24 protein-coding genes are annotated in these 24,183 nt (G+C 38.4%); 4 read left to right on the top strand and 20 right to left on the bottom strand.

The annotated features are described in order from the left end of the window. Positions 1 to 12: 12 nt before the first annotated feature. The 18 genes from MKY51_RS03255 to MKY51_RS03170 all read right to left on the bottom strand — a co-directional run bounded on the left by MKY51_RS03255 (position 13) and on the right by MKY51_RS03170 (position 16,057). On the bottom strand, positions 13 to 255 hold the full coding sequence (locus tag MKY51_RS03255; RefSeq protein WP_339175269.1) for a hypothetical protein: 243 nt from the start codon (positions 253 to 255) through the stop codon (positions 13 to 15). A gap of 154 nt (positions 256 to 409) precedes the next feature. After that, the gene (locus MKY51_RS03250; RefSeq protein WP_339175268.1) at positions 410 to 1,840 is read right to left on the bottom strand and encodes a flagellin; all 1,431 of its coding nucleotides are present in this window, start codon (positions 1,838 to 1,840) and stop codon (positions 410 to 412) included. 830 nt (positions 1,841 to 2,670) lie between these two features. Continuing rightward, the gene (locus MKY51_RS03245) at positions 2,671 to 4,185 is read right to left on the bottom strand and encodes a flagellin (protein WP_339175267.1); all 1,515 of its coding nucleotides are present in this window, start codon (positions 4,183 to 4,185) and stop codon (positions 2,671 to 2,673) included. Between the two features lie 160 nt (positions 4,186 to 4,345). Next, entirely contained in the window at positions 4,346 to 4,558 is a 213-nt protein-coding gene (gene csrA, locus MKY51_RS03240; RefSeq protein WP_087615601.1) for a carbon storage regulator CsrA, read from the bottom strand. A gap of 4 nt (positions 4,559 to 4,562) precedes the next feature. Then, on the bottom strand, positions 4,563 to 4,997 hold the full coding sequence (gene fliW / locus MKY51_RS03235; protein ID WP_339175266.1) for a flagellar assembly protein FliW: 435 nt from the start codon (positions 4,995 to 4,997) through the stop codon (positions 4,563 to 4,565). 12 nt (positions 4,998 to 5,009) lie between these two features. Beyond that, positions 5,010 to 5,564 (bottom strand): DUF6470 family protein, encoded by a 555-nt coding sequence (locus MKY51_RS03230; RefSeq protein WP_339175265.1) that lies wholly within the window; start codon positions 5,562 to 5,564, stop codon positions 5,010 to 5,012. A gap of 55 nt (positions 5,565 to 5,619) precedes the next feature. Continuing rightward, on the bottom strand, positions 5,620 to 6,495 hold the full coding sequence (flgL, locus tag MKY51_RS03225) for a flagellar hook-associated protein FlgL (RefSeq protein ID WP_339175264.1): 876 nt from the start codon (positions 6,493 to 6,495) through the stop codon (positions 5,620 to 5,622). 13 nt (positions 6,496 to 6,508) lie between these two features. After that, positions 6,509 to 8,095 (bottom strand): flagellar hook-associated protein FlgK, encoded by a 1,587-nt coding sequence (gene flgK / locus MKY51_RS03220; protein WP_339175263.1) that lies wholly within the window; start codon positions 8,093 to 8,095, stop codon positions 6,509 to 6,511. Positions 8,096 to 8,195: 100 nt separating this feature from the next. After that, positions 8,196 to 8,699, bottom strand: coding sequence for a flagellar protein FlgN (locus MKY51_RS03215; RefSeq protein ID WP_339175262.1), 504 nt, complete (start codon positions 8,697 to 8,699; stop codon positions 8,196 to 8,198). A gap of 36 nt (positions 8,700 to 8,735) precedes the next feature. Then, a complete protein-coding gene (gene flgM, locus MKY51_RS03210) occupies positions 8,736 to 8,996 on the bottom strand; it encodes a flagellar biosynthesis anti-sigma factor FlgM (RefSeq protein WP_339175261.1) in 261 nt (86 codons plus the stop codon). Positions 8,997 to 9,309: 313 nt separating this feature from the next. Next, complete coding sequence (locus tag MKY51_RS03205; protein ID WP_339175260.1) at positions 9,310 to 9,720, bottom strand: TIGR03826 family flagellar region protein; 411 nt, start codon at positions 9,718 to 9,720, stop codon at positions 9,310 to 9,312. A gap of 101 nt (positions 9,721 to 9,821) precedes the next feature. Continuing rightward, positions 9,822 to 10,427: a ComF family protein gene (locus MKY51_RS03200; protein WP_339175259.1), complete on the bottom strand. Its 606-nt coding sequence runs from the start codon at positions 10,425 to 10,427 to the stop codon at positions 9,822 to 9,824. Beyond that, on the bottom strand, positions 10,420 to 11,871 hold the full coding sequence (locus tag MKY51_RS03195; RefSeq protein ID WP_339176566.1) for a DEAD/DEAH box helicase family protein: 1,452 nt from the start codon (positions 11,869 to 11,871) through the stop codon (positions 10,420 to 10,422). The genes MKY51_RS03200 and MKY51_RS03195 overlap by 8 nt, the downstream gene beginning before the upstream one ends. Before the next feature lie 99 nt (positions 11,872 to 11,970). After that, a complete protein-coding gene (locus tag MKY51_RS03190) occupies positions 11,971 to 12,111 on the bottom strand; it encodes a hypothetical protein (protein ID WP_339175258.1) in 141 nt (46 codons plus the stop codon). Between the two features lie 251 nt (positions 12,112 to 12,362). Continuing rightward, positions 12,363 to 13,205: a DegV family protein gene (locus MKY51_RS03185; protein WP_339175256.1), complete on the bottom strand. Its 843-nt coding sequence runs from the start codon at positions 13,203 to 13,205 to the stop codon at positions 12,363 to 12,365. Between the two features lie 176 nt (positions 13,206 to 13,381). Then, entirely contained in the window at positions 13,382 to 13,897 is a 516-nt protein-coding gene (locus MKY51_RS03180; protein ID WP_339175255.1) for a nuclear transport factor 2 family protein, read from the bottom strand. 299 nt (positions 13,898 to 14,196) lie between these two features. Next, the gene (locus tag MKY51_RS03175) at positions 14,197 to 14,871 is read right to left on the bottom strand and encodes a response regulator transcription factor (RefSeq protein ID WP_339175253.1); all 675 of its coding nucleotides are present in this window, start codon (positions 14,869 to 14,871) and stop codon (positions 14,197 to 14,199) included. A 22-nt stretch (positions 14,872 to 14,893) separates the two neighbouring features. Continuing rightward, complete coding sequence (locus MKY51_RS03170) at positions 14,894 to 16,057, bottom strand: sensor histidine kinase (protein ID WP_339175252.1); 1,164 nt, start codon at positions 16,055 to 16,057, stop codon at positions 14,894 to 14,896. A 161-nt stretch (positions 16,058 to 16,218) separates the two neighbouring features. Here MKY51_RS03170 and MKY51_RS03165 point away from each other — a divergent pair, with 161 nt between their 5' ends. Beyond that, positions 16,219 to 16,854 (top strand): YigZ family protein, encoded by a 636-nt coding sequence (locus tag MKY51_RS03165; RefSeq protein WP_339175251.1) that lies wholly within the window; start codon positions 16,219 to 16,221, stop codon positions 16,852 to 16,854. A gap of 138 nt (positions 16,855 to 16,992) precedes the next feature. Continuing rightward, positions 16,993 to 18,042 (top strand): LCP family protein, encoded by a 1,050-nt coding sequence (locus tag MKY51_RS03160; protein ID WP_339175250.1) that lies wholly within the window; start codon positions 16,993 to 16,995, stop codon positions 18,040 to 18,042. 292 nt (positions 18,043 to 18,334) lie between these two features. Here MKY51_RS03160 and MKY51_RS03155 read toward each other — a convergent pair whose 3' ends face one another. After that, a complete protein-coding gene (locus tag MKY51_RS03155) occupies positions 18,335 to 19,390 on the bottom strand; it encodes an MraY family glycosyltransferase (RefSeq protein WP_251689785.1) in 1,056 nt (351 codons plus the stop codon). Positions 19,391 to 19,757: 367 nt separating this feature from the next. On the opposite strand from MKY51_RS03155, the gene secA2 reads away from it, so the two are divergent. Both secA2 and MKY51_RS03145 read left to right on the top strand, forming a co-directional pair. Then, positions 19,758 to 22,118: an accessory Sec system translocase SecA2 gene (gene secA2, locus MKY51_RS03150; RefSeq protein ID WP_339175249.1), complete on the top strand. Its 2,361-nt coding sequence runs from the start codon at positions 19,758 to 19,760 to the stop codon at positions 22,116 to 22,118. Positions 22,119 to 22,121: 3 nt separating this feature from the next. Next, the gene (locus MKY51_RS03145) at positions 22,122 to 23,027 is read left to right on the top strand and encodes an accessory Sec system S-layer assembly protein (RefSeq protein ID WP_339175247.1); all 906 of its coding nucleotides are present in this window, start codon (positions 22,122 to 22,124) and stop codon (positions 23,025 to 23,027) included. Positions 23,028 to 23,387: 360 nt separating this feature from the next. On the opposite strand, the gene MKY51_RS03140 is transcribed toward MKY51_RS03145, so the two are convergent. Next, positions 23,388 to 23,936, bottom strand: a complete 549-nt coding sequence (locus MKY51_RS03140; RefSeq protein ID WP_339175246.1) for a C40 family peptidase — start codon at positions 23,934 to 23,936, stop codon at positions 23,388 to 23,390. Positions 23,937 to 24,183: the final 247 nt, after the last annotated feature.

Below are 24,183 nucleotides of genomic sequence, written 5' to 3'. Positions count from 1 at the left end.
TTAATAGAGACCTTAGTTGTAAAAAATTTGTAGCTTATTTTCTAATTCGGCAATCTCATTCTGCAACTGTAAAAACCGTTCATTTAATTTCAATTTTTGATTTTTAAGCATATAAGCATCTTCTATAGCTACTAGTTCAGCTATATGTTTCATTTCATACAATTTCTTTTCAATTTGTGCAAGTAAGGCATCTCGCTGTTTTACCCATTGTAGCTGGGCTTCTAAAAATGCCCGTTCTTCTTTTTCATTTGTCATTAGATTCTCCATTCAAACTTGTTTTATATACTATAACGAAAAAAAAGATACATAGCTTTTTATCTGTCTTGGTTAGAGTTAGTTATTGACCTAATAAAAAAGTCTCCTCAGAAACTTTTCTTGAAGGAGACTACGATAAATTAATTTTCAACATCTATTTTAAAAATTGTAGAATAGAACTTGTTAATTGATTAGCTTGCGATAACATCGCAGTAGATGCCTGAAGAATCACTTGTTTATTAGTAAGTGTTATAATTTCTTTGGAAATATCCGCATCTCGGATTTGTGATTCCGCATTCTTTAAATTTATTTTATAATTAGACACATTATTTTGGATATGTTGCAATGCATTTTGATAAGCACCGAATTTACTTCTATGAGAAGAGGCTAATTGAATTGCTCCATCTATTTTAATAATAGCTTTTTGTGCCTCTGAGTACGGGTCTAATTGAAGATCATCAATATCTAATTTATGTGTTCTTGCATCAAACAAATCAATCCTCATTGTCTGCCCTTCTACAGCACCCGCCTGTAAAAACAGTGTTGCCATCTCTTCTTCCTCTATAATCGTTCCAGCAGCTTCACCGATTGATTCACCAATAACAGTACTCAATTCATTACCCCAATTTGCATTCCTTAAATCAATAGATTTCCCCCCTGTTAATGAAGAAAGCTCCAACAAATCAGTAAAATTCGAATCATGTATCCCATGTACTTGAATTCCTTTTGCATTTAGTTTGAAAATAGTTGAATCTTTTAGGTTGTTATCGTCTCCTAATTCATTCGTAACAAAAATAATATGCTTATTTTGTAAACCGGACATATTCTCTCTGAAATCATAGGATTCAGCCGTCTTACTTAAAGCCCCCATCGTATATTCGATCCCCCCAGAATTAGTGGTAGCAATTCTATTTATTTCATTGCTTAACGCTTGTAAATCATTTGTCCACTTGCTTCCAAAAAAGTCGCTCTCAGCTATAATATTATTTCGATATTCTACTACACCTACACGAAAATCTGAGACACCTTTTCCTGCAATTATTGCAACAAAGTCATTAATATTATTCGCCACAGTCTGTTGAATCGGAGCCATGCTTCCTGTATTATCAATAACAAAAACAATATCGGCCGTTCCCGAACCTATGCTTGGAGGGGTCATCTCGACAGGCGGTCTCAAAACTTTTTGGGTATTAAACTCTGTATCATTGGCAATGTCATCAATTCCTTGCTTAATTTGTTCTATTTCCTTTTGCATTGCTTGGCGTTCTTCAGAAGTATAAATACCATTTGATGCTTGGATAGCTATTTCCCGCATACGTTGAAGATTTGGATTAATAATTTGCCCAAGACCAGATTCAGCAGTTTGAATTAGCGAAATACCATCTTGAATATTCTTTTCCGCCATAACTAGACCGCGAATGAGTCCTCTCATCTTTTCTGATATTCCCAAACCGGCAGCATCATCAGCTGCTCGATTAATTCTATTTCCAGACGATAACTTTTCCATAGACTTTTGTAATCCGTTGTTGACCTTTAGACTATTATTATATGTGTTTAAAGCGGTTATATTATGATTTATACGCAATGATGTACACCTCTAGTAAATTAATTAACAATCTGTAAATATTATGAAATACAAGGTCAGTATATCATAACACTAAGCATAAAGAACCTATAATAGGGAATAAATTGGTTTAATTGTTGGATTAATTTTAGAAAATAGTTACTTTACTTTCTTTTTGAGGTAGTTCAAAAGAATTTCTCTAAAGACAATTAGCGAATAATAGAGGTTACTTTAATCATGTCATATTACTATAAAAATCCTTATTAATGAAGAGTTTAATATACGGTTGCCTGAAAAGCTAACCGATGTACCATCAAAAAGACACAGAAATCAATTGCCAACAAACATCCTAGGTCAAATCTATTAGTCAGCAGTTTATAAAATCATGAATTTCAAAAAAACAACTTACTGTAAGTATTTATTCTCCATTTCCCCATAAAAAAAGACCCTAGCATGGCTAGAGTCTTCTTTATTATGAAAATTAACGTAATAATTGTAATACGCCTTGTGGTTGTTGGTTCGCTTGCTTTGCGACTGCAGCTTTCACGTACAGAATAGACTATATCTTCACCCTAAATCTTTAGGGGCTGGGCACTTCGAACAGCCTTTGCTGCCCTACGGATTTCATTGTCATAGCTATGCCTTAGACTGTATATCCTAGTCGTTGAACCTTCTCCAAAGTTTCCTTACAGGAGCTTGGCTGCTGATTATCCATTGTCATATCTCAATCATTTTCAGACATTCACGCCGACCGTTTCCAGTTACGTTGTAGTTGATTAAGCTTTAGGAAGTTCCAGCAATTCACCCAGTAATGCTCTTACCCGTTACCAAGTAAGACGCCCTTTTTATCATTATCTCAGAAGTTGTAAAACTCCTTGAGGCATTTGATTCGATTGAGCTAACATTGCTTGTGCTGCTTGTGAAAGAATTGAATTCTTAGTTTGTTCCATCATTTCTTTCGCCATATCAACGTCACGAACACGTGATTCTGCAGCTGTTAAGTTTTCAGAAGATGTGTTTAAGTTGTTAATTGTGTGCTCTAAACGGTTTTGATATGCCCCAAGTTTAGAACGTTCTGCCGAAACAGTTTCAATTGCATCATTAATTACTGTAATTGCAGAGTTGGCAGCAGATTGAGAAGAAATATTAATACCAGCTTTAGCTACAGCGTCTGCAGTCTTTTCACCATTAGCAAATGTTGCGCTAGAAGCTGATTCGGTCTCTAAACCTACTACTACTTGATCCGTAGTACCCGTTGTACCAAGGTCTGCAATAGTATTAGTTCCAAAATCAAAAGTTAAACCAGAGTAGTTACCAGTAGTTACACTTAAAGAAGTAGCAGTTGTATCAGCAATTGTAATATCTTGAGTAGTTGCCCCGTCAGAAATTGTTACTTTAGCAGCGTTTCCTAAACTAGCTTCTGAACCTGCTTGTGTAGTATTAATTGAAGCACCTGTGCCTGTAACTGTTGGTGCAGTAGAAGACTCCTCACCAGCATTTTGGACTAATTTCAACGCACCTCCATCATCAGAAGCAGTATATTTAGCACTTAGAGTTGCATCATTATTTATCAATGTTGCAAGTTCTGCTGCGTCATTCCATTCTCCTGTTACACTAGCTGTACCGCTATAAGTGAACACTGTACCATCAATAGTTACATCATCCGTACCAAGTGTGATTGTGTAATCACCCGCAACAGCATTAGATGGTCCAGTAGCTGCAGTATAATTTAATGAAATAGTAGCTCCATCTACTACTTTTGCACCTAAGTTATCATTATTATAAGTAACGCTATCTACATTACCGCCAACAGAGGTAGTTGTAGCTTTAACCGTATCTCCCGAGACACCAAGCGTCTTAGCATCCATCGCTTTGATTGATAATGATAAATTTTGACCTGCATTTGCACCAATGTGGAATGTTGCAGTGCTTTCGCCATTTTCATCTACTGCACCATTTAATAATGATTTAGTATTAAATTCAGTATTATTAGCAATACGAGTAATTTCTTCTGCTAATTGGTCAACTTCTTTTTGAAGCTCTTCACGATCTTTATCTGTATTTGTATCATTAGAAGATTGAACTGCTAGTTCACGCATACGTTGAAGAATATCATGAGTTTCGTTTAATGCGCCCTCAGCAGTTTGAATCATAGAAATACCATCTTGAGCATTTTTAGCAGCCATATCTAAACCGCGGATTTGTCCACGCATTTTTTCAGAAATTGCTAAACCTGCAGCGTCATCCCCAGCTTTGTTAATACGTAAGCCTGAAGATAATTTCTCCATTGATTTAGATTGAGCAGTAGACGCCGTATTTAATTGACGGTGTGTGTTAAGTGCTGCGATATTGTGATTAATTCTCATTATAATTTTCCTCCCTGGAATGTTTGACCCACGTCCTTGTGGGCAAATTTTGTTTTATGTAGAAGAGAAGTTAGCCGGCCGGTCTGGCTTCTCTTGCTGACACTATTATTATCGGAAGAACTTTTTTTTGTTTAATAGTTTTCTAATCTTTTTTTCTTTTTTATTTCAACTTATCAAATAACGATAAATCCTTAACTACTGCCTCGGTATTTGAATCCGATATATCCTTCCTCAGCTCACCTCGGATGATGTCCACATGCCGTGGTGCCCTGATTCCCACTTTTACCTGGTCTCCTTTCACTTCGGTAATGACGATTTCAATTTCTTCATCAATCCAGATTGTTTCGCCTACTTTTCGTGTTAATACGAGCATGTGTTCATACCTCCTTTTTATCTACAGCTAACTGATGACGGATTGCGTAATCTTCTTCTAAAATAATTTGTTTCGCTTTTTGATTTTCAATATTTAATACAATCGGTGCTTTCATATTAACTGTAGAATTTTCAAGCGTATCTTTTAAAGACACAAGAACAAATACTGCAACTTCTTTGGCATTTTTAATATCTAGCGCCTGAATAACCGAGTCTTCCACTTCAAAGTTATACCCTGCAATTATAGCGTATGGGCTTGTAATAATAAATGCCAGCTCCGTTGTTTTTAAGGATTGCAGTACTTGATACGCACTCCCCTCCGATAATGGCAGCTGAACAAATTCCTTCTCATCTTCAAAACCAGGTAAACCATGCTCAAATTTGATAATTTGAGTTGGTTTAATTTCAACTTCACCCATATAAGCTGTTGTAATTTTCATTGTATTCTCCTTTTATACTAGCCAATCAATTTTCAATGAGGGGTATTGCTGCATTTCCACATTTACTTTCCCTGGTGTGTAGTTATGAATTGGCTTGTTTATTTTGGTATTATTAATTACTTTTTGTGGCTCCACCTGAACTTCAGTCAATCCGGGTGTGAAATTTATCTTGACGCTATCGGCTTTCGGAATAAATTTGATTCCTAAGCTAGAATACGGCTGTCTTCCAGTTCTTTTTGCCTGATCAGCAAGTGGATTGCCGCCGTTTTCAATTTTCATGAGCTCTATTCCCTCTTGAACTCTTCTAGCCAGTCCTTCCATTGCTGTTTGCTTACTGTACTGGGCAACCTCGGCTGTTCGGCTGCGTGAACTCATTAAATCAAGGCTTTCTCGCATTTCAACCGAATCAATGGAAAGCTCCGATTTCGTTGTTCGGATAGACATTTCGGCTTTTGGTTGCTGAAGATCCAAATCGGCTTTTGGCTGCTCGATTTGTTGAACCGGTCTTTGTGTTGTCAGTCCAATTTGGCCTCTAGTTGTCTGTAATTGAATTTGCGGGATATTCATGTTGTCCCTCCCTTTAAAGAAAGCGCTTGGCACAATGTGTCCAAACGCTTTTTCATTATCTTAAAAAGTCTGCTAATGTTGGTTGAATAATTTTTGCACCTACCGATAAGGCGGCACGGTGAATCGATTCCTGGGTAATCATTTGTGTAATCGTTTTTTCGTAATCGATGTCTTCATTTTCCGACATGCGCTTTGTTGCGATTACTTCTTGTGATTGCAAACGTGTGTCCATTAATTCCACACGGTTTTGAAGTGCACCGATTCCCGCTCTCGTTTCAAGAAGTTTGTTCATGTTTGTATCAATTGTGGAAAGATGCTTTGAAAGCTCGCTGCCTGTTGCACCGCCTTCAATCGCTGCGCTGATATCTCCAAACATTCTATCAATATCTTTAAATACATCAATCGGCGTACTATTAATCGGCAACATAATCCCGCTAAACACTTCAATTTCAATCGGTTTTGTAAATGCTGGATCATCTACAAAGTTTTTACCATCAAATGGTGCAGTCGTAGTTTTTGTACCGCTAAAAATATAACGGTCCCCGATTTTCGTATTCGCCAAGTTTTGAATATGTTCTCTTATTTGCTGAAGTTCACTATTTATTTTTTTGCGATCATCTGTAGTATTAGTGTCGGATGAAGCCTGTACCATCAATTCATTTGCTCGCTGAATCGAAGAGCCAATTTTATCGAATGTATCATCTGTCGTATCAAGCCAATTATGCGCTTCACCGATATTGCGGGCAAATTGCTCCACATTATTCAACTCGGCACGGTAGTTAATCCCCTTCATAGCAGTAACGGGATCATCTGACGGACGATTCACTTTTTTTCCCGTGTTAACTTGCTCCTGAAGTTTCCCCATTTTTTCATAGCTGTTCGATAAATTACGCAGCATATTACCTGAAAGCATTGATTGTGTCACACGCATTTTGGTCTACCTCCTATAATCCGGCGCGGCCCATGCCGTTGATTATTTTATCAAGTGTTTCATCGATTACGGTAATCATACGGGCATTGGCATTGTATGCCTGCTGGAATGTAATCATATTTGTCATTTCTTCATCGAGCGATACAGAACTTACCGAGTCGCGGCGTTCTTTTACTGCCTGTTGTAGTGTACCCGCATTATATTCAAGACGTGCTGCCTGCTGCCCGTCTACACCGAGTTGTCCAATTAAGCCTTCAAAGTATGTTTGGACACTCAGATTATCCAAATCTTCTAACCCGACAAACTTCATATTTGCCAGAAGTAATGCATTTTTTCCGTTTCCTGCTTCTGCGTTACCTGGATCAGAATCTGAAGCTGCAATTGTGCTCGGATTTTTTATAATCGTATCTGATACATAAATATTTTCTGCTGTAATGCCCGTTACTAGCGGATCATTTGAAATAAAGAAGTCTTCTCCTTGATTTCCTTCCAAATCTGTTCCGCTTTTATGAATTTCATTGAACTTCTCAGCAAAAGCTTTTGCCATGTCATTTAGTTTATTGATCATTTCCGGGAAGAGCCCTGTTGTATTACCATCTTTATTTGTATAACCATAAGAATTCACTAATGATTTAAATTTCCCCAGGTCGCTAAAGTCATTAATGTCAACAGTAGTACCTGTTTGAGACCAGTCAGCCGGAAGATTAGTATCATTGCCCTCACTGTCTAATTTCACAAGTGAAATACCAGTCATATCGCCAACTGGTGTAACACCGTCATCTGCTCGAGTAGTACGGAATTGTGCAAAGTCTTTTCCGTCTACGAGTTTTAGTTTTGAACCATCTTTTAATAGAAGGCTTACAGTAACCGGCCCCTCTGCAATAGCTAAGGAGTTTCCGCCTGAACCTTTTTCCGAGCGCTTTACTTCAATCGGAAAATGTGTCGCAAGCTCATCAATTAAATTATCACGTGCATCATATAAATCGTTTGGCATATAGCCATTCGGTTCGATTGCTTGGATTTGTGCATTTAAATCGCCAATTTGTTTTAAAATTGAGTTTGCGTCTCTTAATTGAATGCCCAGTTCCGCACCTGCATTGTCCTGGATTTTCTTAATCGAGTTATACATGTAATGGAAAGAATCCGCTACGGCAATCCCGCGCTGTACAACAACTGCACGTGTTCCACCATTTTCAGGACGGACATTTAAATCCTGCAGTGAATTCCATAATTCGTTCAACGATTCTGCCAAACCGTAATCAGATGGCTCATTCAACACATCTTCTAATTGACTGATAGAATGAGATCTTGTTTGCCAGTAACCTAGTTTATGTGTCTCCTGTCTATATTGCTGATCTACGAAACTATCGCGAATTCGCTGTACAGAATGTGCTTGTACCCCTGTACCAATATGCCCCGCCGATTTACCTGTATTTAAACCCGGACTTGGGAATCCCGGTGTTGTTTCCATATTAACGCGTTGACGCGAATAGCCGTCTGTATTGGCATTTGAAATATTATGTCCTGTTGTATAAAGCGCCGATTGCTGCGTAAACAGACCGCGCTTGCTTGCTTCAAGTCCCATAAATGTTGAACGCATTGTAGGACCTCCCTTTTAAGTGTGTTTGTCTTAAATTTCGATATACTTCCAATAAAAAACGCATGTATTGCCCCCGCAGCATGCGGAAGCTTACATGCGATTAGGCTTTAAATTCATTGAATGACCGTTTCGTTACTTCTGTATTTCCACGTACTTCCGCACCGGAATAATTGAACTGTTCCGTACGTTGCGGGCGCATTGCATCCAATGTAATGTTAATAAACTGCAGTGAGTTCATGACCAATTTCTGGTTCAAATCGTTTTGCATCTTTAATTGATTCAGCAATTCGATTAGTCGTTCGCGAACACTGACCAATTCTTCTGTGGATTCGCCATTTTCAGCGGCCTTTATCACATCGGCAACAGACGGTGTGTCAGTGAGAGCAAATCCTTTTGCTCGGAGGTAATCCGTTACCATCGACTGACGCTGTTGTTCAAGTGTGTTAATCGCCGCTACATGTGCCTGCTCATTTTTGATGAGCTGATCAAGCTTTTCCATATCACCTTGCTTAATGTATTCCGTTTTCGCAAGCGCTAGTTCCAACAGACTTTTATGCATTTTCTCTAGCTTCTCCAGCGTGACGACAATATTGGCAATTGACATGTATTAAGCGCTCCCTTGCTCATAAATTTTCTGTGATTAACCTTTGAAGAATTTCAGCATATCATCAGCAACCTGATTTGCATCTACTTTATAATTTCCTGAATCGATGTCTTCTTTGATTTTCTTCACACGTTCGGCACGTTCAGTTGCATAAGTCGAATTCGCCTGCATTTCTTTTGCTTTTGTTGAAATTTCGATCTGGTCTGCAAATGTTTTTTGAGTTTCTTCTGTTTTTACAGGTCGTGCTTGCTTATTGTAATTATTGATTGCTTGTATACCTATTGGATTAATCTTCATATTTATAGACCTCCTCTTAAAATCATTTTTGCCTCGATTCGGCTTTACGTCCACACGATGTGAATCAGTCAACCGTTGTCGCACGACGCGGCGATTTTAGGTTAACTTCAAATAACCGAACCTTCGACTTCCGCGCGGGGCTTAAACTTCTTTCAGCTAATAAAGTTAAAAGCTTCGTCTACATTTTATTTCGACTGCTTTTACCAATTGTTTATGCTTCAGTACAAAAAACTGGACTTATGTAGTATATTATTATGCTCATTTTACTGAAAATAAAAACGAAGTCCTATTTAAACGACTCCGTTTTAGACAATTATTTCTTCTCAGAAAGATATGTTCCACGTTCACGACGTTCAATATCATCACGAAACTCTTTTGCGGCATCAAAAGTTCGCAACTCTGATTTTAATTCATTTTGACATTTTTCACATAACTTACCTGAATTTGTGATTTTTCCACAATTATCGCATGGATACCCGAGGTTCGGAAACATCGCCGGGTGTAAACGACCTTTTCGTACCCATCTATAAAGCAAATCACGCTCAACTCCTGTCGCCTCTACAATACGGTCAACATTTGCTGCACGGTTTTCACGCTTACGAAGGAAACGATATACTTCCTGATACAGATCCTCTTCTTTTTGTGCACAGTTATGGCAAACTTCCCTCAAGCCAGTATAGTTAAAAAAAGCATTACATTCCGGGCAATTTCTTAATTCAGCCATTTTGAGCCCTCCTTCTTCGTACAATCTACTATTTGTTCATTATACAAAATAATTCAATAACTAAAATTGAAGACTTTCCAACATCTTGATAGGTTTTAATTTTACCCATGGATTAATGTAAATCCATCCACCGTTTTCGCCCCCGCTTCCAGAAGCACTTTCTTTGCATGGTTTAAAGTCGTCCCTGTAGTATAAATATCGTCCACTACAAGTAAATTTTTATCTTTTATTGCATTTGGGTTGATAACTTCGAAGAGCTGCGGAGTTTTTAGACGTTCTTTTCTTGTTTTAAGTGATTGCTGTTCCTTCGAAAGCTTTGTTAATTGGTGGGCAAATGGGATTTTCGCCGCTTTTAGCAACTCATCGACATGCGCGAATGTTCTAAGTTTCAAGTTTTCAGAATGCATCGGAATCGGGATAATAAGGCGGGTTTCGTCTTTAAGCTGTTCGTGAAGGGTTTTACTGAATACTTTCGCAAGGAGTATATCGTGAAGAAACTTATAGCGGTGCAGATAGTCTTTCATCGCTTCATTATAGTGAAATAAAGATACAACGTCTTCTTCTTGTTGCTGCTCGATTCGTTGAAAGCGCTGTTCGCATCGGGGACAAATAGTTTGAGGCAGTGTATTTAGAAGCAGTTCTTTCCATCCGATATTTTGTTGAAGCTCACGGTCACATAAGAGGCAATTCAAGATGGGTCTATTCATGACGGTTCATCTCCAAAATTTTTTTGCGTGCACGGTCCATTTCCATCGTGATGCCATGGTGAAAAAATACGATATCACCAGTAGGATACTGTACATTCCGACCAACTCTTCCGCTAATTTGAATAAGTGCACTGGATATAAATATAGGATTTTCGGCTCCGACTACAGCTACTTGGATGTTTTTGATTGTGATTCCGCGTTCCAATATCGTCGTAGTTAATAGACCTTTCCGTTGTTCATTGCGCAATTGCAGAACTTTCTCTTTCCGATCGGGGTCTTCGGAATGTACACTTTCAATAGTAGATTCAATTTTTTGAAACAGAGGTTTTGCTTGTTCCATTAATTCGATTGTCGGGAAGAAAATAAGGAAAGGTTCGTTTTTTTGAAGTCTTTGGTACAGCCAGGCTTGGAGCTTTTGTGGAATTTTATTTTTCTGAAGTGCCTTTTCATAATTCCAAAGTGCCTGGAACCTGGGAACAGGTAAAGGATGACCATGGAATCTTCTTGCGATAAATGAGGAGCCCCAGTTTTCTGTTTTTTGCTGTAGGAGCAATTTTTTCGATGGAGTGGCTGTAACGAATGCAATCGGGGCATCCGGTTTTTTCGCTTTCATTACTGCACTCTGCAACGCCTCATCATAAATATACGGAAAGGCATCTGCTTCATCGACAATCATGACATCAAATGCATGCTCAAACCGATATAGCTGATGTGTCGTTGCCAGGACAAGTTGCGCGAACTGAGTGTTCGTTTCTGCACCACCGTAAAGCGCATGGATCGTAATCTTTTGGAATACCTGTTGAAAACGTGGATACAATTCTAAGACTACATCTGTCCTAGGTGATGCCACACAAACTTTCTTTCCAGCTTTAAGTGAATCGTATATTGCAGAAAAAAGAATCTCTGTTTTTCCAGCACCACAAACTGCTTCTAAAAGATGATTTTTGTGTTGGGAAATACTTTCTGCAAGTTCATCTGCCGCTTTTTTCTGGTGAGATGTCAGGTTGCCGTTCCATGCAAACTGAACTTGTGATTTTTGTTTTCGAGTGTCCGTTCCCTTCCAGATAATCAATTCATCACAACTGCACATTCGCCCCATCATAATACAATGCCGGCAATAGTGACAGATTTTTTGGCACTTCGCACAGTGAAAAGACACGAATTTATAAGATTGCTCATTGAGACAACGACGGCAAATCAACTTTGGTTTTGTAGTGACAGCGGGGACAGTTTCAAAATAGCCACGATTGATATAAGTGTCGATTTTTTGCTGAGGAAATGGTGTGTGGTTGCGGGACCAGATCCGGCCGGTGAAGAAATTTGCGATTGCTGGTTCCAAAATCAGACCAGAGTATCTGATATGGGTTGGAGAATTTTGTTTGTCTGAAATATTGAAAGGATTGAGTAGCCGATAGTGTTTTTTCATTGAGATTGTAGACATAATTTCCGCTCCTTTATTTGATTTTGATGATATTCGATACTGAGCTAATGCTTAAAAAATTCTACTTTCCACATTACTTAAAAAATTTTCTACTTTTCACTCTTAAAGTTCTACTTTCTCCCCTTCACGTTCCACTTTCACCTTAAAACTGTCTACTTTCCGTGAAGGAATTTCCACTTTCCGCCTAATACTTCTAATAACGACAACCGCTTCTACTTCTCTCCGTTCACATTCTACTTTCACCTTAAAACTTTCCACTTACCCTGAAAAAATTTCTACTTTCCGCCCACTAACTTCTAATACCGACAACCGCTTCTACTTATCCCTGCTCACATTCCACTTTCAACCGAAAACTTTCTACTTTCCACGGCCCGTGTTCTACTTTCCACCTACAAACTTCTAATATCCCTCGCCGCGACCCGCCGCCCCCCACTTAAAAACAAAAAACAGCCACTCTCCCTAAGAAGTAGTGACTGTTAAGCCTAAAAACAAAATTATTTCTTAATCCATCCCATTGCAATCGCACCTTCACCTAAGTGAGTACCGATTACTGGACCGAAGTAGCTTAGTGTAAAATCGACTGTAGGGTACGTCGCTTCCAGAGACTTCATCCATTCGCGTGCTTCTTCCTCACAGTTGGCGTGAATAACTGTTGCTTGAAGGGCACCGTGCTTTTCGACTGCCGAAGCGAGTTGTTCTTCCACTCGGCGTAGTGCTTTTTTGCGTGTACGGATTTTTTCAAATGGCACGATGACTTTGTTCTGGAATGTTAAAATCGGTTTTACTTGAAGCAATCCGCCGATTAATGCGGCTGCTGCTGATAAACGACCGCCGCGCTGCAGATGCTGTAAATCGTCGACAATAATATAATCATCCATCGAACCTTTCAAATCATTCAAGTGTGCCATAATCTGCTCGCCTGAAGCGCCTTCCGATGCAAGTTTAGCAGCTTCTTTTACATAGAAGCCCTGCAAGTAGGCTGCCACTTCCGAATCAAATGCGTGAACGTTTACGCCTTCCACCATTGCGCCCGCTTGGACAGCACCTTGGAAAGTTCCGCTGATTCCGCTTGATAAGTGAATCGTTACAATTTCATCATAATCTTTTCCTAAAGTTTCAAAAAGCTCGACAAATTTTCCGACAGACGGTTGCGTTGTTTTCGGAAACTCCGCTGCACCGCGCACACGGTCGTAAAATTCTGAAGCTGTAATATCAATTTCTTCATCGTAAAATGTTCCTTCAATGTTTACACTTAGAGGAATCATATGGACATTGTACGAATTTCGTTCTTCAAGTGTTAAATAGGCTGTACTATCTGTAACAATTGCTGTTTTCATCGCTCTCCCACTCTCCTATGTTCACTAGTTTACATGAACTCACTATAATTGTGAACGGTATTTTGCCTTTCTTATAGGGAACTCCACACATTCTCACCTTCGTCACTATATGAAAAAAACATCTTGGCATCCATTCGCGCAAGATGTTTTTACTATATATTATAGAAGATACGATTTTATTCACTGCCGATATAATAGATGCTCGAAACTTTCCAACCGTCTTCCTTCTTCAAAACCGTTACTTGGCGGCCCACACCGGATAGTTCTGCACCTGTATCAATTTCTTTCGTTTCTGTCGTTAAATTGGAAAATACTTGTGCTTCATCTTCGCTGTATTTAACAATTGTAATATCTTCTGCCGTACGTTTTACATCATATTGATTAAACACGTCGGAAACCGCTTCGATATCTTCGTCATAATTAAAACCTGACGCATTTTTGGAAATTATATTTTTATAACGTTCTAAATCTTTTTCATTAAAGGCTGCAATATATTCATTAAACGCAGATATAATATTATTTTTTTCTTCCTCCGGGACATCTGCCTCTTCCTGAATTGAATCACCCATCATTTCAAAGCCTACAGTACCTTCGTCGATCGTTTTCTGCAGATTTTCAGGTGAAGCTTCTTGTTCATTCCCGCAAGCTGCCAGTACAAAAACCGCTAGTACAGCTACCAACCATTTTTTCATAATTTTACAACCTCCCGCAAAACATTTTAGCACACAATATTGGAAAAACCCATCTTGTACAACATAGCATGTGATGATGTTTTTTCTTATACAAATTTCATTAAAAACCTAAATTTCTTTATGAACAAAAAAATTCGATGCACGAATTATTTGCTATTGCCTTCAAAACATTAGGACGAAACTTGTTCACAGATGTTTCATAGAATACACGGCTAAAACTATTTATTAATCGGCAATAATATGCAAAAATAAAAACAGGGAGGCGAAATCGAATCCCTGTTTTAACGTTTAATATGTAATTAACGTACTTCTACCCAGCCGTTTTTGATGGCTGTTACTACTGCTTGTGTACGGTCATTAACATTCATTTTTTGTAAAATACTTGATACATGGTTTTTAACTGTTTTTTCCGAGATGAATAATGTCTCACCGATTGTACGGTTCGATTGGCCATCTGTTAATAATTGAAGCACTTCACATTCACGCTTCGTTAATAAATGGAATGGGCGGCGAATTTCTGTTTGATGGAAATTACCTTTATTTTCGTGCTCTGATAGTCGACGGAATTCCGCAACCAGATTTTTTGTTACTTTCGGGTGCAGGTAAGAACCACCGTTAGAAACAACTTTGATCGCTTCAACGATTTCATCGGCATCCATTTCTTTCAGCATATAGCCAAGTGCACCTGATTTTAATGCGTGTGTTACATATGATTCGTCATCATGAATCGATAAAACCATTACTTTCGCATCCGGATATACAGCAAGTAAATCAGCTGTTGCTTCTACACCGTTTCTGCCCGGCATATTAATATCCATTAATACAACATCCGGTTCGTTTTGTTCATATAAGTTAACGATATCTATACCGTCATCACCTTCAGCAACAACCTCGAATGTATCTTCAAAATCTAAAATACGTTTTACCCCTTCACGGAATAATTGGTGATCATCTACAATAATAATTTTCGTCATTTCGAAACCCCCTGGAATTCTGCTATCTAATCTCTTCATCTTTTGTCGGCAATGGTATTTTCATTAAAATCGTTGTACCCTTACCGATGCTGCTGCTAATTTTCAAAGAACCTTTCAGCAGTTCAATTCTTTCTCTCATTCCCATAATACCGAAAGATCCTTCACGAACGCTTTCTGTATCAAATCCAACCCCATTATCTTTTACTACAACATTAATTTCGTCACATAACCACTCTAGTTTAACAATAATCAGGTTTGGTTTTCCGTGTTTCAATGCATTGTTTACACTTTCCTGCACTAAACGGAAAACAGCCACCTCATAATCTGAAGGGATTCTGCGCTCGTTATTATATGAAAGGAACTGAATCTCAACACCCGGATTGTACTCCATAATCGTAGATAAATACTTTTTCAATGTTGGATCAATACCTAGGTCATCAAGTGCCATTGGACGTAAATCATAAATAATGCGGCGTACTTCGGATAAGGCGTTGCGTACGCTTATTTTCAAATCATGAATTTCTTTTAAAGCGGCGTCGGATCCTTTTTCTCGGAAAGTGCGGTCAATTAAATTCGAACGCATCAGCACATTCGCCATCATCTGTGCAGGCCCATCATGAATTTCGCGCGATAAACGCTTTCGTTCTTCCTCCTGGGCTGCGATAATACGTATACCAAAATCCTGTTTGATTTTTGCCTGTTCAAGTGCTGCCCCGACATTTTTCAGGTCAGTCGTCAAAAAGTTAATAACAACATTCACTTGATTCACGATATGATCCGCTCTTTCAATCGTATCATAAAGTGTGCGCAGGCGTCTTTCCAAATCATCACGCTTATCTCTTAGCTGCTTTTCACGCTCCCGGCAAAGAGAGACCTTTAATTGTAAATTACTTGTATTTTCATAAGCAGCACGTATTTGCTCTTCTGAATGATTATTGAAACTTTTACTCACAACGACTAATCGCTGTCTAGATAATTGAAGCAACTTTTCCAAGTTATCACTTTCATCTATTATAATCTTAATTTCATGACGCACAACTTCCAGCTCTTGTTGCATCTCTTCGAAGTTTCTGCGGCTTTGTTCGCTTATAATAAATACATCATCTTTCGAACTTGTAATAGTTTCCAACATTCGATTAAATATTACATCAAGCGAGGCGATGTCTATTTGATTGTTTTCTAGCACTTTTTCCCCACCTTACTTAGTCAGAATGCGAACTACTCTATCTTTTTACTTTGTAACCTACTAATATAGTACATACATATTATATCATTAGTAAATCATTTTTTAAGTTAAATTATAACCACAAATTTGAAATCAAATTGTAATATTAAGGAGAATCGATAATGAGAAATAACTACATTACAGTAAAAGGTTACGGAGAATCAGAAATCATCATATCCAAATCGCGTTTTTTAACTTATGTAGAACGCGTCGAAACAGAAGAAGAAGCGATTCTCTTTATTGATAAAATAAAAAAGATGCATGCATCGGCTACCCATAACTGCTCCTGCTATATGATCGGTGAGCATGATCAGATCCAAAAGGCGAATGATGACGGGGAACCAAGTGGCACTGCAGGCGTCCCTATGTTAGAAGTTCTAAAAAAACAAGGTTTAAAAGATACGGTCGTTGTCGTCACTCGCTATTTTGGCGGCATAAAGCTAGGCGGAGGCGGTTTAATCCGCGCCTACAGTAAAGCAACGACAGAAGGTATCGCAGCTGCTCAAGTTGTTGAGCGAAAATTACATTATTTAATGAAAATTGGGATTGATTATGTGTGGTTGGGGAAAATAGAAAATGAGATACGCGGTTCCCACTACCCTCTTCATGATATTCAGTATGCCGAAAATGTAGAAATTTATGTACACGTTTTAAAAGAAGAAGAGCAAACTTTCATTGACTGGATTACAGAACTGACAAATGGCCAGGCTGTGATCACACAAGAAGATGCACTTTTTATCGAGTTTTTGAAAGAATAGTGTAATTAAGCGTCATATAATACATGATTTCGTAACTTTACGACATAAGTAGATTATAGTATATTAGATAAGATTACGAATTAACTATAATAGCCAATTTAATATAGTAACCTATCCCTAACCTAGAGGAGAATCTTTATGAAAACAAGGCAAAATAAAAAGAAAGGCTCTTCGAAATTCAGATTGTTTCTTAAAGTTACGACGCTTTTGACTCTTTCGCTCGTAATTTGTGCAACAGCATACGGCGTCTATTTGACGAAGCAAGCCGAACATGCTGCAAACAGTGCATATGAAGAAATCGAGGACCGCAAAATTCCGGAACAACGAGAAGTAAAAGTAGAGCCGGCCCAAGACAATGTTTCGATTTTAATTTTAGGTGTCGATGATAGTGATAAGCGCGGACAAGGTGCAGACAATTCCCGCACAGATGCCCTCCTGCTTGCCACTTTAAACAATAAAACAAAAACAGTTAAACTAGTAAGTATCCCACGTGATTCATATGTTTACATCCCTCATATCGGATATAACGATAAAATCAACCATGCGCATGCGCGTGGTGGCACACTTGCTTCAATTGAAACTGTAGAAGAATTATTTGATATTCCAATTGATTATTATTTACGTGTAAACTTTAATGCCTTCATTGATATTGTCGATGCATTAGGCGGTATTGAAGCAGAAGTACCTTACGCAATGCTTGAAAAAGACGAGTTCGACCGCAACACTGTCAACTTGCAGCCAGGATTGCAAACATTGGGTGGCCGTGAAGCATTGGCTCTTGCCCGCACACGTAAACAGGACAATGATATTGAACGCGGTAAACGCCAACAGGAAATCATTCAGGCGATTGCTACTAAAGCAGCATCATTCACATCCATTTCAAAATACGATGACATTTTATCAGCTGTCGGAAACAATATGAAGACAGATATGACATTTACGGAAATGAAATCTTTCTTCAGCTATTTAACAAACGGCATGCCTCGTATTGATACATTGACATTGGAAGGCTATGACGATATGTCGACAGGCGTTTATTATTACAAGTTGGATCAAGAAGCACTTGAAGAAACGAGCCATATTTTAAAAAGTCATTTAGGACTTACTCCTGAATCGACAAACATTTCAGGCACAAGCTCACAATCAAATTCAGCTTATACAACTAGAACGGATACAGATACACAATAAATTGATAAACCAATCTCCGCGAGTAATGCGGGGGTTGGTTTTTTATTTGGTGTTTCTACCTATAATAAAGTGTGTGTTTCCGTCATTAAAATTCACACTTTCTACTTTTTCGACCATTTATTCTACTTTTCCCTGAACAGTTTCTACTTTCGCTGCGAAACTTTCTACTTATAGTTCAGTCCGTTCCACTTTCCCCACATAACTTTCTACATTCCCCCTATGCTTTGCAAAAAAATCCCCACAACAAAAAAACAAGCAAACAGCATAATGCCATTTACTTGTTTCGGTCTTTTCACTTATTAAATATTCTTACGAGGTTGAGTAACGGTTTATAGTTTTTGCCGGCAAGGCCGATAATTTCTACAAACAGCTCAATCGCCACTAATATTACGGCAATGAGTAAAATCGCGCCCCATACTTTTGCCATTGAGAAGATGACAGCAGCAAGACCGAACATTGCAGCCATTGCATAAATAATTGTCACAGTTTGACGATGTGAGAATCCTAAATCCAATAAGCGGTGGTGTAAATGCGATTTATCCGGATCCGACCACTTTTTACCGCTGCGCAAACGACGAACGATTGCGAAGAATGTATCAGAAATCGGAACTCCTAACATAATAACCGGGATAACGAACGAAATCACCGCTACGTTTTTAAATCCTAGTAGTGCGAGCACCGAAATCATAAATCCTAAAAACAGTGCACCTGTATCCCCCATGAAGATTTTCGCAGGGTGGAAGTTGAAAAACAGGAATCCGATTGTTGCAGCCGCCAATATTGCAGCCATTGCGATAACAATGCCATTCCCCATGATCATCGCCATTACAGCCAATGTCATTAAAGCAATTGTGGATACACCTGCAGCTAGTCCATCAAGACCATCAATTAAATTAATTGCATTTGTAATACCGACAATCCAAATGATTGTGAACGGAATTCCTAACCAGCCGAATTCCAGTTCCCCACCAAACGGTAAGTTAATATTGTCAATTTGAATACCGCCGACAAATACAACAATACAGGCAGCGATCACTTGGCCAAGCAATTTAGCTTTAGCGGAAATTTCACGCATATCATCAACGATACCTGTTGCTACAATAATTGTCGCGGCGATTAAAATCGCGTATAAGTAGTCACTTTCGAAGTTCGTGACAAATTTTAAAAGTAATATCCCGATCATAAACGCACCAAAAATTGCTAAACCGCCTAATCGTGGCATAATGCGTGCATGCACTTTACGATAGTTCGGGGCATCTACAGCTCCAAGGCGAAAAGCCAATCGCTTCACAAGCGGAGTTAGTATAATAGCAGCAATAAAAGCTACGATTAAAGACACGTAAATCATGTCTCTCCTCCTTAATTTTTTGTAGTATTAAGCATTACAATAAATCGCCTTTTGGAGATTCATTAAACTCTACATTTTTATTCAACATAAGTATAGCATGAACAAATCATAAAATATAGCTTAAATTCCTTCCACTATTTATTCAGCCCACATAAATTTAACATCTATTAATCTTCTCCTAAATTACTAATTTCTTGTAAGCTTTCAAATTATCAAATAAGTACCATTATTAATTTGGTTCCTATCCAGTTTATTTATATTACTCCTATGAATTCCCTTTTGGTCAGTAGTCTTTTTACGCATTATTTGATAAAATAACGAAGTGTCTACTATATTAAAGTAGCCAATTTCAAAGGAGAGTAAAATAATGTTCTCAATTTTCAAACGTAATAAAGAGCAAACAAGTGCTCGAGAGCTAAAAAGATACTACAAAACGGTAGAGCAGATTAACAGCCTCGAAGCAACATATAGTCCCATGTCTGACGAAGAACTTCGAAATATGACATTTACATTTAAAGAGCGTTTAGAAAACGGTGCTCAGCTAGTTGATATTATCCCTGATGCATTTGCTGTTGTCCGTGAAGCTTCTAAACGTGTATTAAACATGCGCCACTTTGATGTGCAATTAATCGGCGGTCTAGTACTGACTGAAGGTAATATTGCCGAAATGCCTACTGGTGAAGGTAAAACACTCGTTGCCTCACTCCCTTCTTACGTACGTGCATTGGAAGGCAAAGGTGTTCATGTAATTACGGTAAACGATTACCTTGCAAAACGTGACTTCGACTTAATCGGGCAAATTCACCGTTTCCTAGGGTTAACTGTTGGACTGAATGTTCCGATGATGGAACCTGCAGATAAAAAGGAAGCGTACAATGCGGATATTACATACGGTGTCGGTACGGAATTCGGATTCGACTACCTGCGTGATAATATGGCACATACAATCGGCGATAAAGTACAGCGTCCATATCACTTTGCGATTATCGATGAGGTTGATTCGGTTTTAATCGATGAAGCGAAAACACCGTTAATCATTGCTGGTAAAATGGGTGCAAACGAAGAATTGCACCGGATTGCTGCAATGTTAGCGAAACGTTTCAAAGAGGAAGAAGATTATGATTTTGATGACGAAACGAAAGCAACTTCGTTAACAGATCAAGGGATCGAAAAAGTTGAGGCGGCATTCGGTGTCGATAACCTTTATGACTTAGAACACCAAACATTGTACCATTACGTAATTCAGGCAGTACGTGCACACGTTATGTTTGAACGTGATGTTGATTACATCGTACGTGATGACAAAATCGAATTGGTCGATATGTTTACAGGCCGTATTATGGAAGGCCGTTCACTATCTGACGGTTTACATCAGGCGATTGAAGCGAAAGAAGGCGTGACAATCACCGAGGAAAACAAAGCACAGGCACAAGTTACAATTCAGAACTATTTCCGTATGTATCCGACATTATCAGGGATGACAGGTACTGCGAAAACTCAGGAAAAGGAAATTTTAGAAGTTTACGGTATGCGTGTTATTCAAATACCGACAAACCGTCCACGTCGACGTCTTGATCAGCCGGATATCGTATTCGAAAACATCGAACAAAAATACGAATATGTGGCACAGGAAGCATTGCGTCGTCATGAAAAAGGACAGCCGGTATTAATCGGGACAACTTCTATTTTACAGTCAGAAAAAGTAGCAAGTTACTTGAAAAAACACGGTCTAAAATTCCAATTATTAAATGCGAAAACAGTCGAGCAAGAAGTTGAGTTAATCTCGGAAGCAGGACAAAAAAATCGTATTACCGTTGCAACTAACATGGCTGGACGTGGTACGGATATCGTATTAGGTGAAGGCGTTGAAGATCTTGGTGGTTTATTTGTAATCGGTACTGAAAAACATGAAAGCCGTCGTGTCGATAACCAGTTACGTGGGCGTTCAGGCCGTCAAGGTGACGTAGGTGAAACTCGCTTTATCCTTTCGATCGAAGACGATATGTTCAAGCGTTTCGCAAAAGATGATGTCGAGAAATTCCGCAAAAAGATGACGACTAACGAAATCGGTCTCATTCAGAACAAAGAAGTTTCAGAGCTGATCGAACGTACTCAGCGTATCGTTGAAGGCGCACACTTCTCTATGCGTGAATACAATTTAAAGCTGGATGATGTGATTAATGATCAACGTCGAGTAGTTTACGATTTACGTGATAAAGTATTACGCAATGAAAATATTTTGGAACATCTCGTGACAATGATGAAGGAAACTGTTGATTTTGCTGTTCGTGAAAATGCCCCGGAAGATAAAGACGTACTTGAGTGGGATTTCGATAAAATGGAACGCACAGTAAACTCATTATTCTTAACACCTGTTACGGTGAACCGTGAAGAAATTAAAGTAAAGAAAATACTCGATGCAATGGACCCTTCCGTAAAAGAATTAACAGAAGTTATCGAAGGTTTTGCAGAAAACGATCAAATTATGGCGATCATTCCGCAAGTTATGTTGAGCTTTATCGATCAAATGTGGATAAAACATTTAGAACAAATGGCTCACTTAAAAGAAGGTATTGGCTTACGTCATTACCAACAGGAAGATCCAATGCGTATTTACCAACGTGAAGGACTAGAATTATTCGGTAAAAACTATCAGGAACTACGTCGCAAAATAGTAGAAGAACTTGTAACATTTATGAAAAACATTACGATGAATGTGGAGGAATAGCAGATGGGTTTATTCGATTTATTTAAAAAAGGTGATAAAGTAGGTAAAGACAGTGCTGTTGATTCTTCATCAGTCGTAAAAACATCGGGTGAGACTTCTAAAAAAGGTGCAAACCGCGATGTAATTACTAAATTATCGTTCCATCCTGAGTGGGATGTACCTCAGGAACAAAAATATGTTTTTAACTTCCTAGCGAATGATTTAGCACCATTGAAACCAAATCAATTATCATTGTCGGCTATTAATATCGAACCTTCAATGGCAAACGGTTCTTGGAATGTAAAAGCATTTTTCCGTTCTTCATTATCTGAAGCAATTGAATTGGGCGAAATCGAACTATTAATTTTAGATAAAGATGATAACCGCGTTGCTTCACATTACTTTGATTTTAAAGAGCTGGGTGTAATCCCTGCAGAAAGTGCACGTCCTTGGATTTTCACATTCCCTGCTTCTTCAATTACAGCAGACGAAGTGCCTGAAGAAGGCTGGAAAATTTCATTCAACTTACTTTCATTACGCGGTCACCAATTGGACTTGGACGATACATGGAAGAAACAATTACCGAAAGACCAGCAAGAAAAGTTAGCTGAAATTGTGAAAACTTTACCGAAGCTAGGAAAAACAGAAGTAAACTTCACAGGATTACAAGCGAAATTAAACGATGACGGCAGCTTCCACGCATCAATTTTCATCCGTAACGGGCACGAAAAAGCGATTAACTTGGAACAGTTACCACTTGAAATTATGGATGCACGCAATGTTTTAGTTGCAAAAGGATCGTTCAAATTAGATCCTGTATTAACAGTACAGCCTAATACGACAAAACCTTGGACATTCATCTTCCCTAAAGAATTAGTAACGGCTGATGGCGCTGATTTATCTCGCTGGACAGCTCGTGTACCACAATAGTTTTTGTATGCAGCATACGGAAGTCATTTATTTGGCTTCCGGATGCTGTTTTTATAGATTCTAAGAAAAAAGTAGAACATTTCTTTGTTTATATAGAACGAAGCAATAGTAATGTGGAAATTTCAGAGGTTATGTAGAATGTTTCGAGGCTAATGTAGAAACTTCCCTAACTAATGTAGAACTGTTTACTTATAAAGTCCCCCTATTAATCTACCAACCCTAGACGCAAAGCAAAACTCAAACTCACAATCATCACCCATTCTTCATTTCAAAACAAACTAAAAAATCCCCCACCTTATAGAAGGTGAGAGATTGTATTTGCGAATTTTGCAGTATGTAGTAGTGTGTATAATCTATGTATTATTCTGCTTCTGGTGTATTGTCTACATCTGACTCGTCTGCGTCTGCTACAAGAGCTTCTGCTGTGGAGAAGTTCGCGATGCGTTTAGCACCTACGTACTTTTTACCCCAGTAATATTTGTCGTTAATACTTGTTTTAATAACACCCTTGCTTGTAGAAGCGTGGATGAATTTTCCTGAACCAATGTAAATCCCTACATGAGAGATGCGTTTGCCTGATGTGTTGAAAAATACTAAATCCCCCGGCTCAAGGTCGCTTTTCTTAACTTTCGTACCTTGTGTGTACATTTCTGAAGATGTGCGATTCAGTGATGTGATGCCTAGTTCTTTAAATACATGACGTACATAGCCTGAGCAGTCAAAGCCTTTTGCTGATGTACCGCCGTATGAATAGCGAACTCCTAAATATTTCGAAGATACTTCTTTTAACTCATCAATTGAGTAAGCCGTTTCTGCAGAAGCTTCATTTTCATTTACCGGTGCGAAGAAAATTACGAAGGCTGCTGCCAAAGTTAGTACGGTGTTGCGTAATAATTTCAAGTAATCCATCGTGTTCCTCCAACCAATTAATAATTTTCTGAAAACTTAATTGATATTAGGTTAACACGGGATTCTATTTTATAACATTACAGTTATGTAACAACAAAGTTACATTTACCCGTTTTGAAATAACTTCAAACATTGCCAAAGAACCTATTTTTAATAGGGATTTTAAACTAACATCCAAACAATTACCGCTATTATTTGTAATATTAACCAATATTCAAAGCGTTTTTCGTAACATTTGTAATATTAC

The organism is Solibacillus sp. FSL R5-0691 (assembly GCF_037974225.1).
Lineage (GTDB): Bacteria > Bacillota > Bacilli > Bacillales_A > Planococcaceae > Solibacillus.
This window is presented reverse-complemented; position numbering and strand designations above follow the sequence as displayed.

Excerpts from the sequence above, each read along its gene's own strand:
- MKY51_RS03255 (WP_339175269.1), bottom strand. The coding sequence starts at position 255 with ATGACAAATGAAAAAGAAGAACGGGCATTTTTAGAAGCCCAGCTACAA.
- MKY51_RS03245 (WP_339175267.1), bottom strand. The coding sequence starts at position 4,185 with ATGAGAATTAATCACAATATCGCAGCACTTAACACACACCGTCAATTA.
- csrA (WP_087615601.1), bottom strand. The coding sequence starts at position 4,558 with ATGCTCGTATTAACACGAAAAGTAGGCGAAACAATCTGGATTGATGAA.
- fliW (WP_339175266.1), bottom strand. The coding sequence starts at position 4,997 with ATGAAAATTACAACAGCTTATATGGGTGAAGTTGAAATTAAACCAACT.
- MKY51_RS03230 (WP_339175265.1), bottom strand. The coding sequence starts at position 5,564 with ATGAATATCCCGCAAATTCAATTACAGACAACTAGAGGCCAAATTGGA.
- flgL (WP_339175264.1), bottom strand. The coding sequence starts at position 6,495 with ATGCGTGTGACACAATCAATGCTTTCAGGTAATATGCTGCGTAATTTA.
- flgK (WP_339175263.1), bottom strand. The coding sequence starts at position 8,095 with ATGCGTTCAACATTTATGGGACTTGAAGCAAGCAAGCGCGGTCTGTTT.
- MKY51_RS03215 (WP_339175262.1), bottom strand. The coding sequence starts at position 8,699 with ATGTCAATTGCCAATATTGTCGTCACGCTGGAGAAGCTAGAGAAAATG.
- flgM (WP_339175261.1), bottom strand. The coding sequence starts at position 8,996 with ATGAAGATTAATCCAATAGGTATACAAGCAATCAATAATTACAATAAG.
- MKY51_RS03205 (WP_339175260.1), bottom strand. The coding sequence starts at position 9,720 with ATGGCTGAATTAAGAAATTGCCCGGAATGTAATGCTTTTTTTAACTAT.
- MKY51_RS03200 (WP_339175259.1), bottom strand. The coding sequence starts at position 10,427 with ATGAATAGACCCATCTTGAATTGCCTCTTATGTGACCGTGAGCTTCAA.
- MKY51_RS03185 (WP_339175256.1), bottom strand. The coding sequence starts at position 13,205 with ATGAAAACAGCAATTGTTACAGATAGTACAGCCTATTTAACACTTGAA.
- MKY51_RS03180 (WP_339175255.1), bottom strand. The coding sequence starts at position 13,897 with ATGAAAAAATGGTTGGTAGCTGTACTAGCGGTTTTTGTACTGGCAGCT.
- MKY51_RS03175 (WP_339175253.1), bottom strand. The coding sequence starts at position 14,871 with ATGACGAAAATTATTATTGTAGATGATCACCAATTATTCCGTGAAGGG.
- MKY51_RS03165 (WP_339175251.1), top strand. The coding sequence starts at position 16,219 with ATGAGAAATAACTACATTACAGTAAAAGGTTACGGAGAATCAGAAATC.
- MKY51_RS03160 (WP_339175250.1), top strand. The coding sequence starts at position 16,993 with ATGAAAACAAGGCAAAATAAAAAGAAAGGCTCTTCGAAATTCAGATTG.
- MKY51_RS03155 (WP_251689785.1), bottom strand. The coding sequence starts at position 19,390 with ATGATTTACGTGTCTTTAATCGTAGCTTTTATTGCTGCTATTATACTA.
- secA2 (WP_339175249.1), top strand. The coding sequence starts at position 19,758 with ATGTTCTCAATTTTCAAACGTAATAAAGAGCAAACAAGTGCTCGAGAG.
- MKY51_RS03145 (WP_339175247.1), top strand. The coding sequence starts at position 22,122 with ATGGGTTTATTCGATTTATTTAAAAAAGGTGATAAAGTAGGTAAAGAC.
- MKY51_RS03140 (WP_339175246.1), bottom strand. The coding sequence starts at position 23,936 with ATGGATTACTTGAAATTATTACGCAACACCGTACTAACTTTGGCAGCA.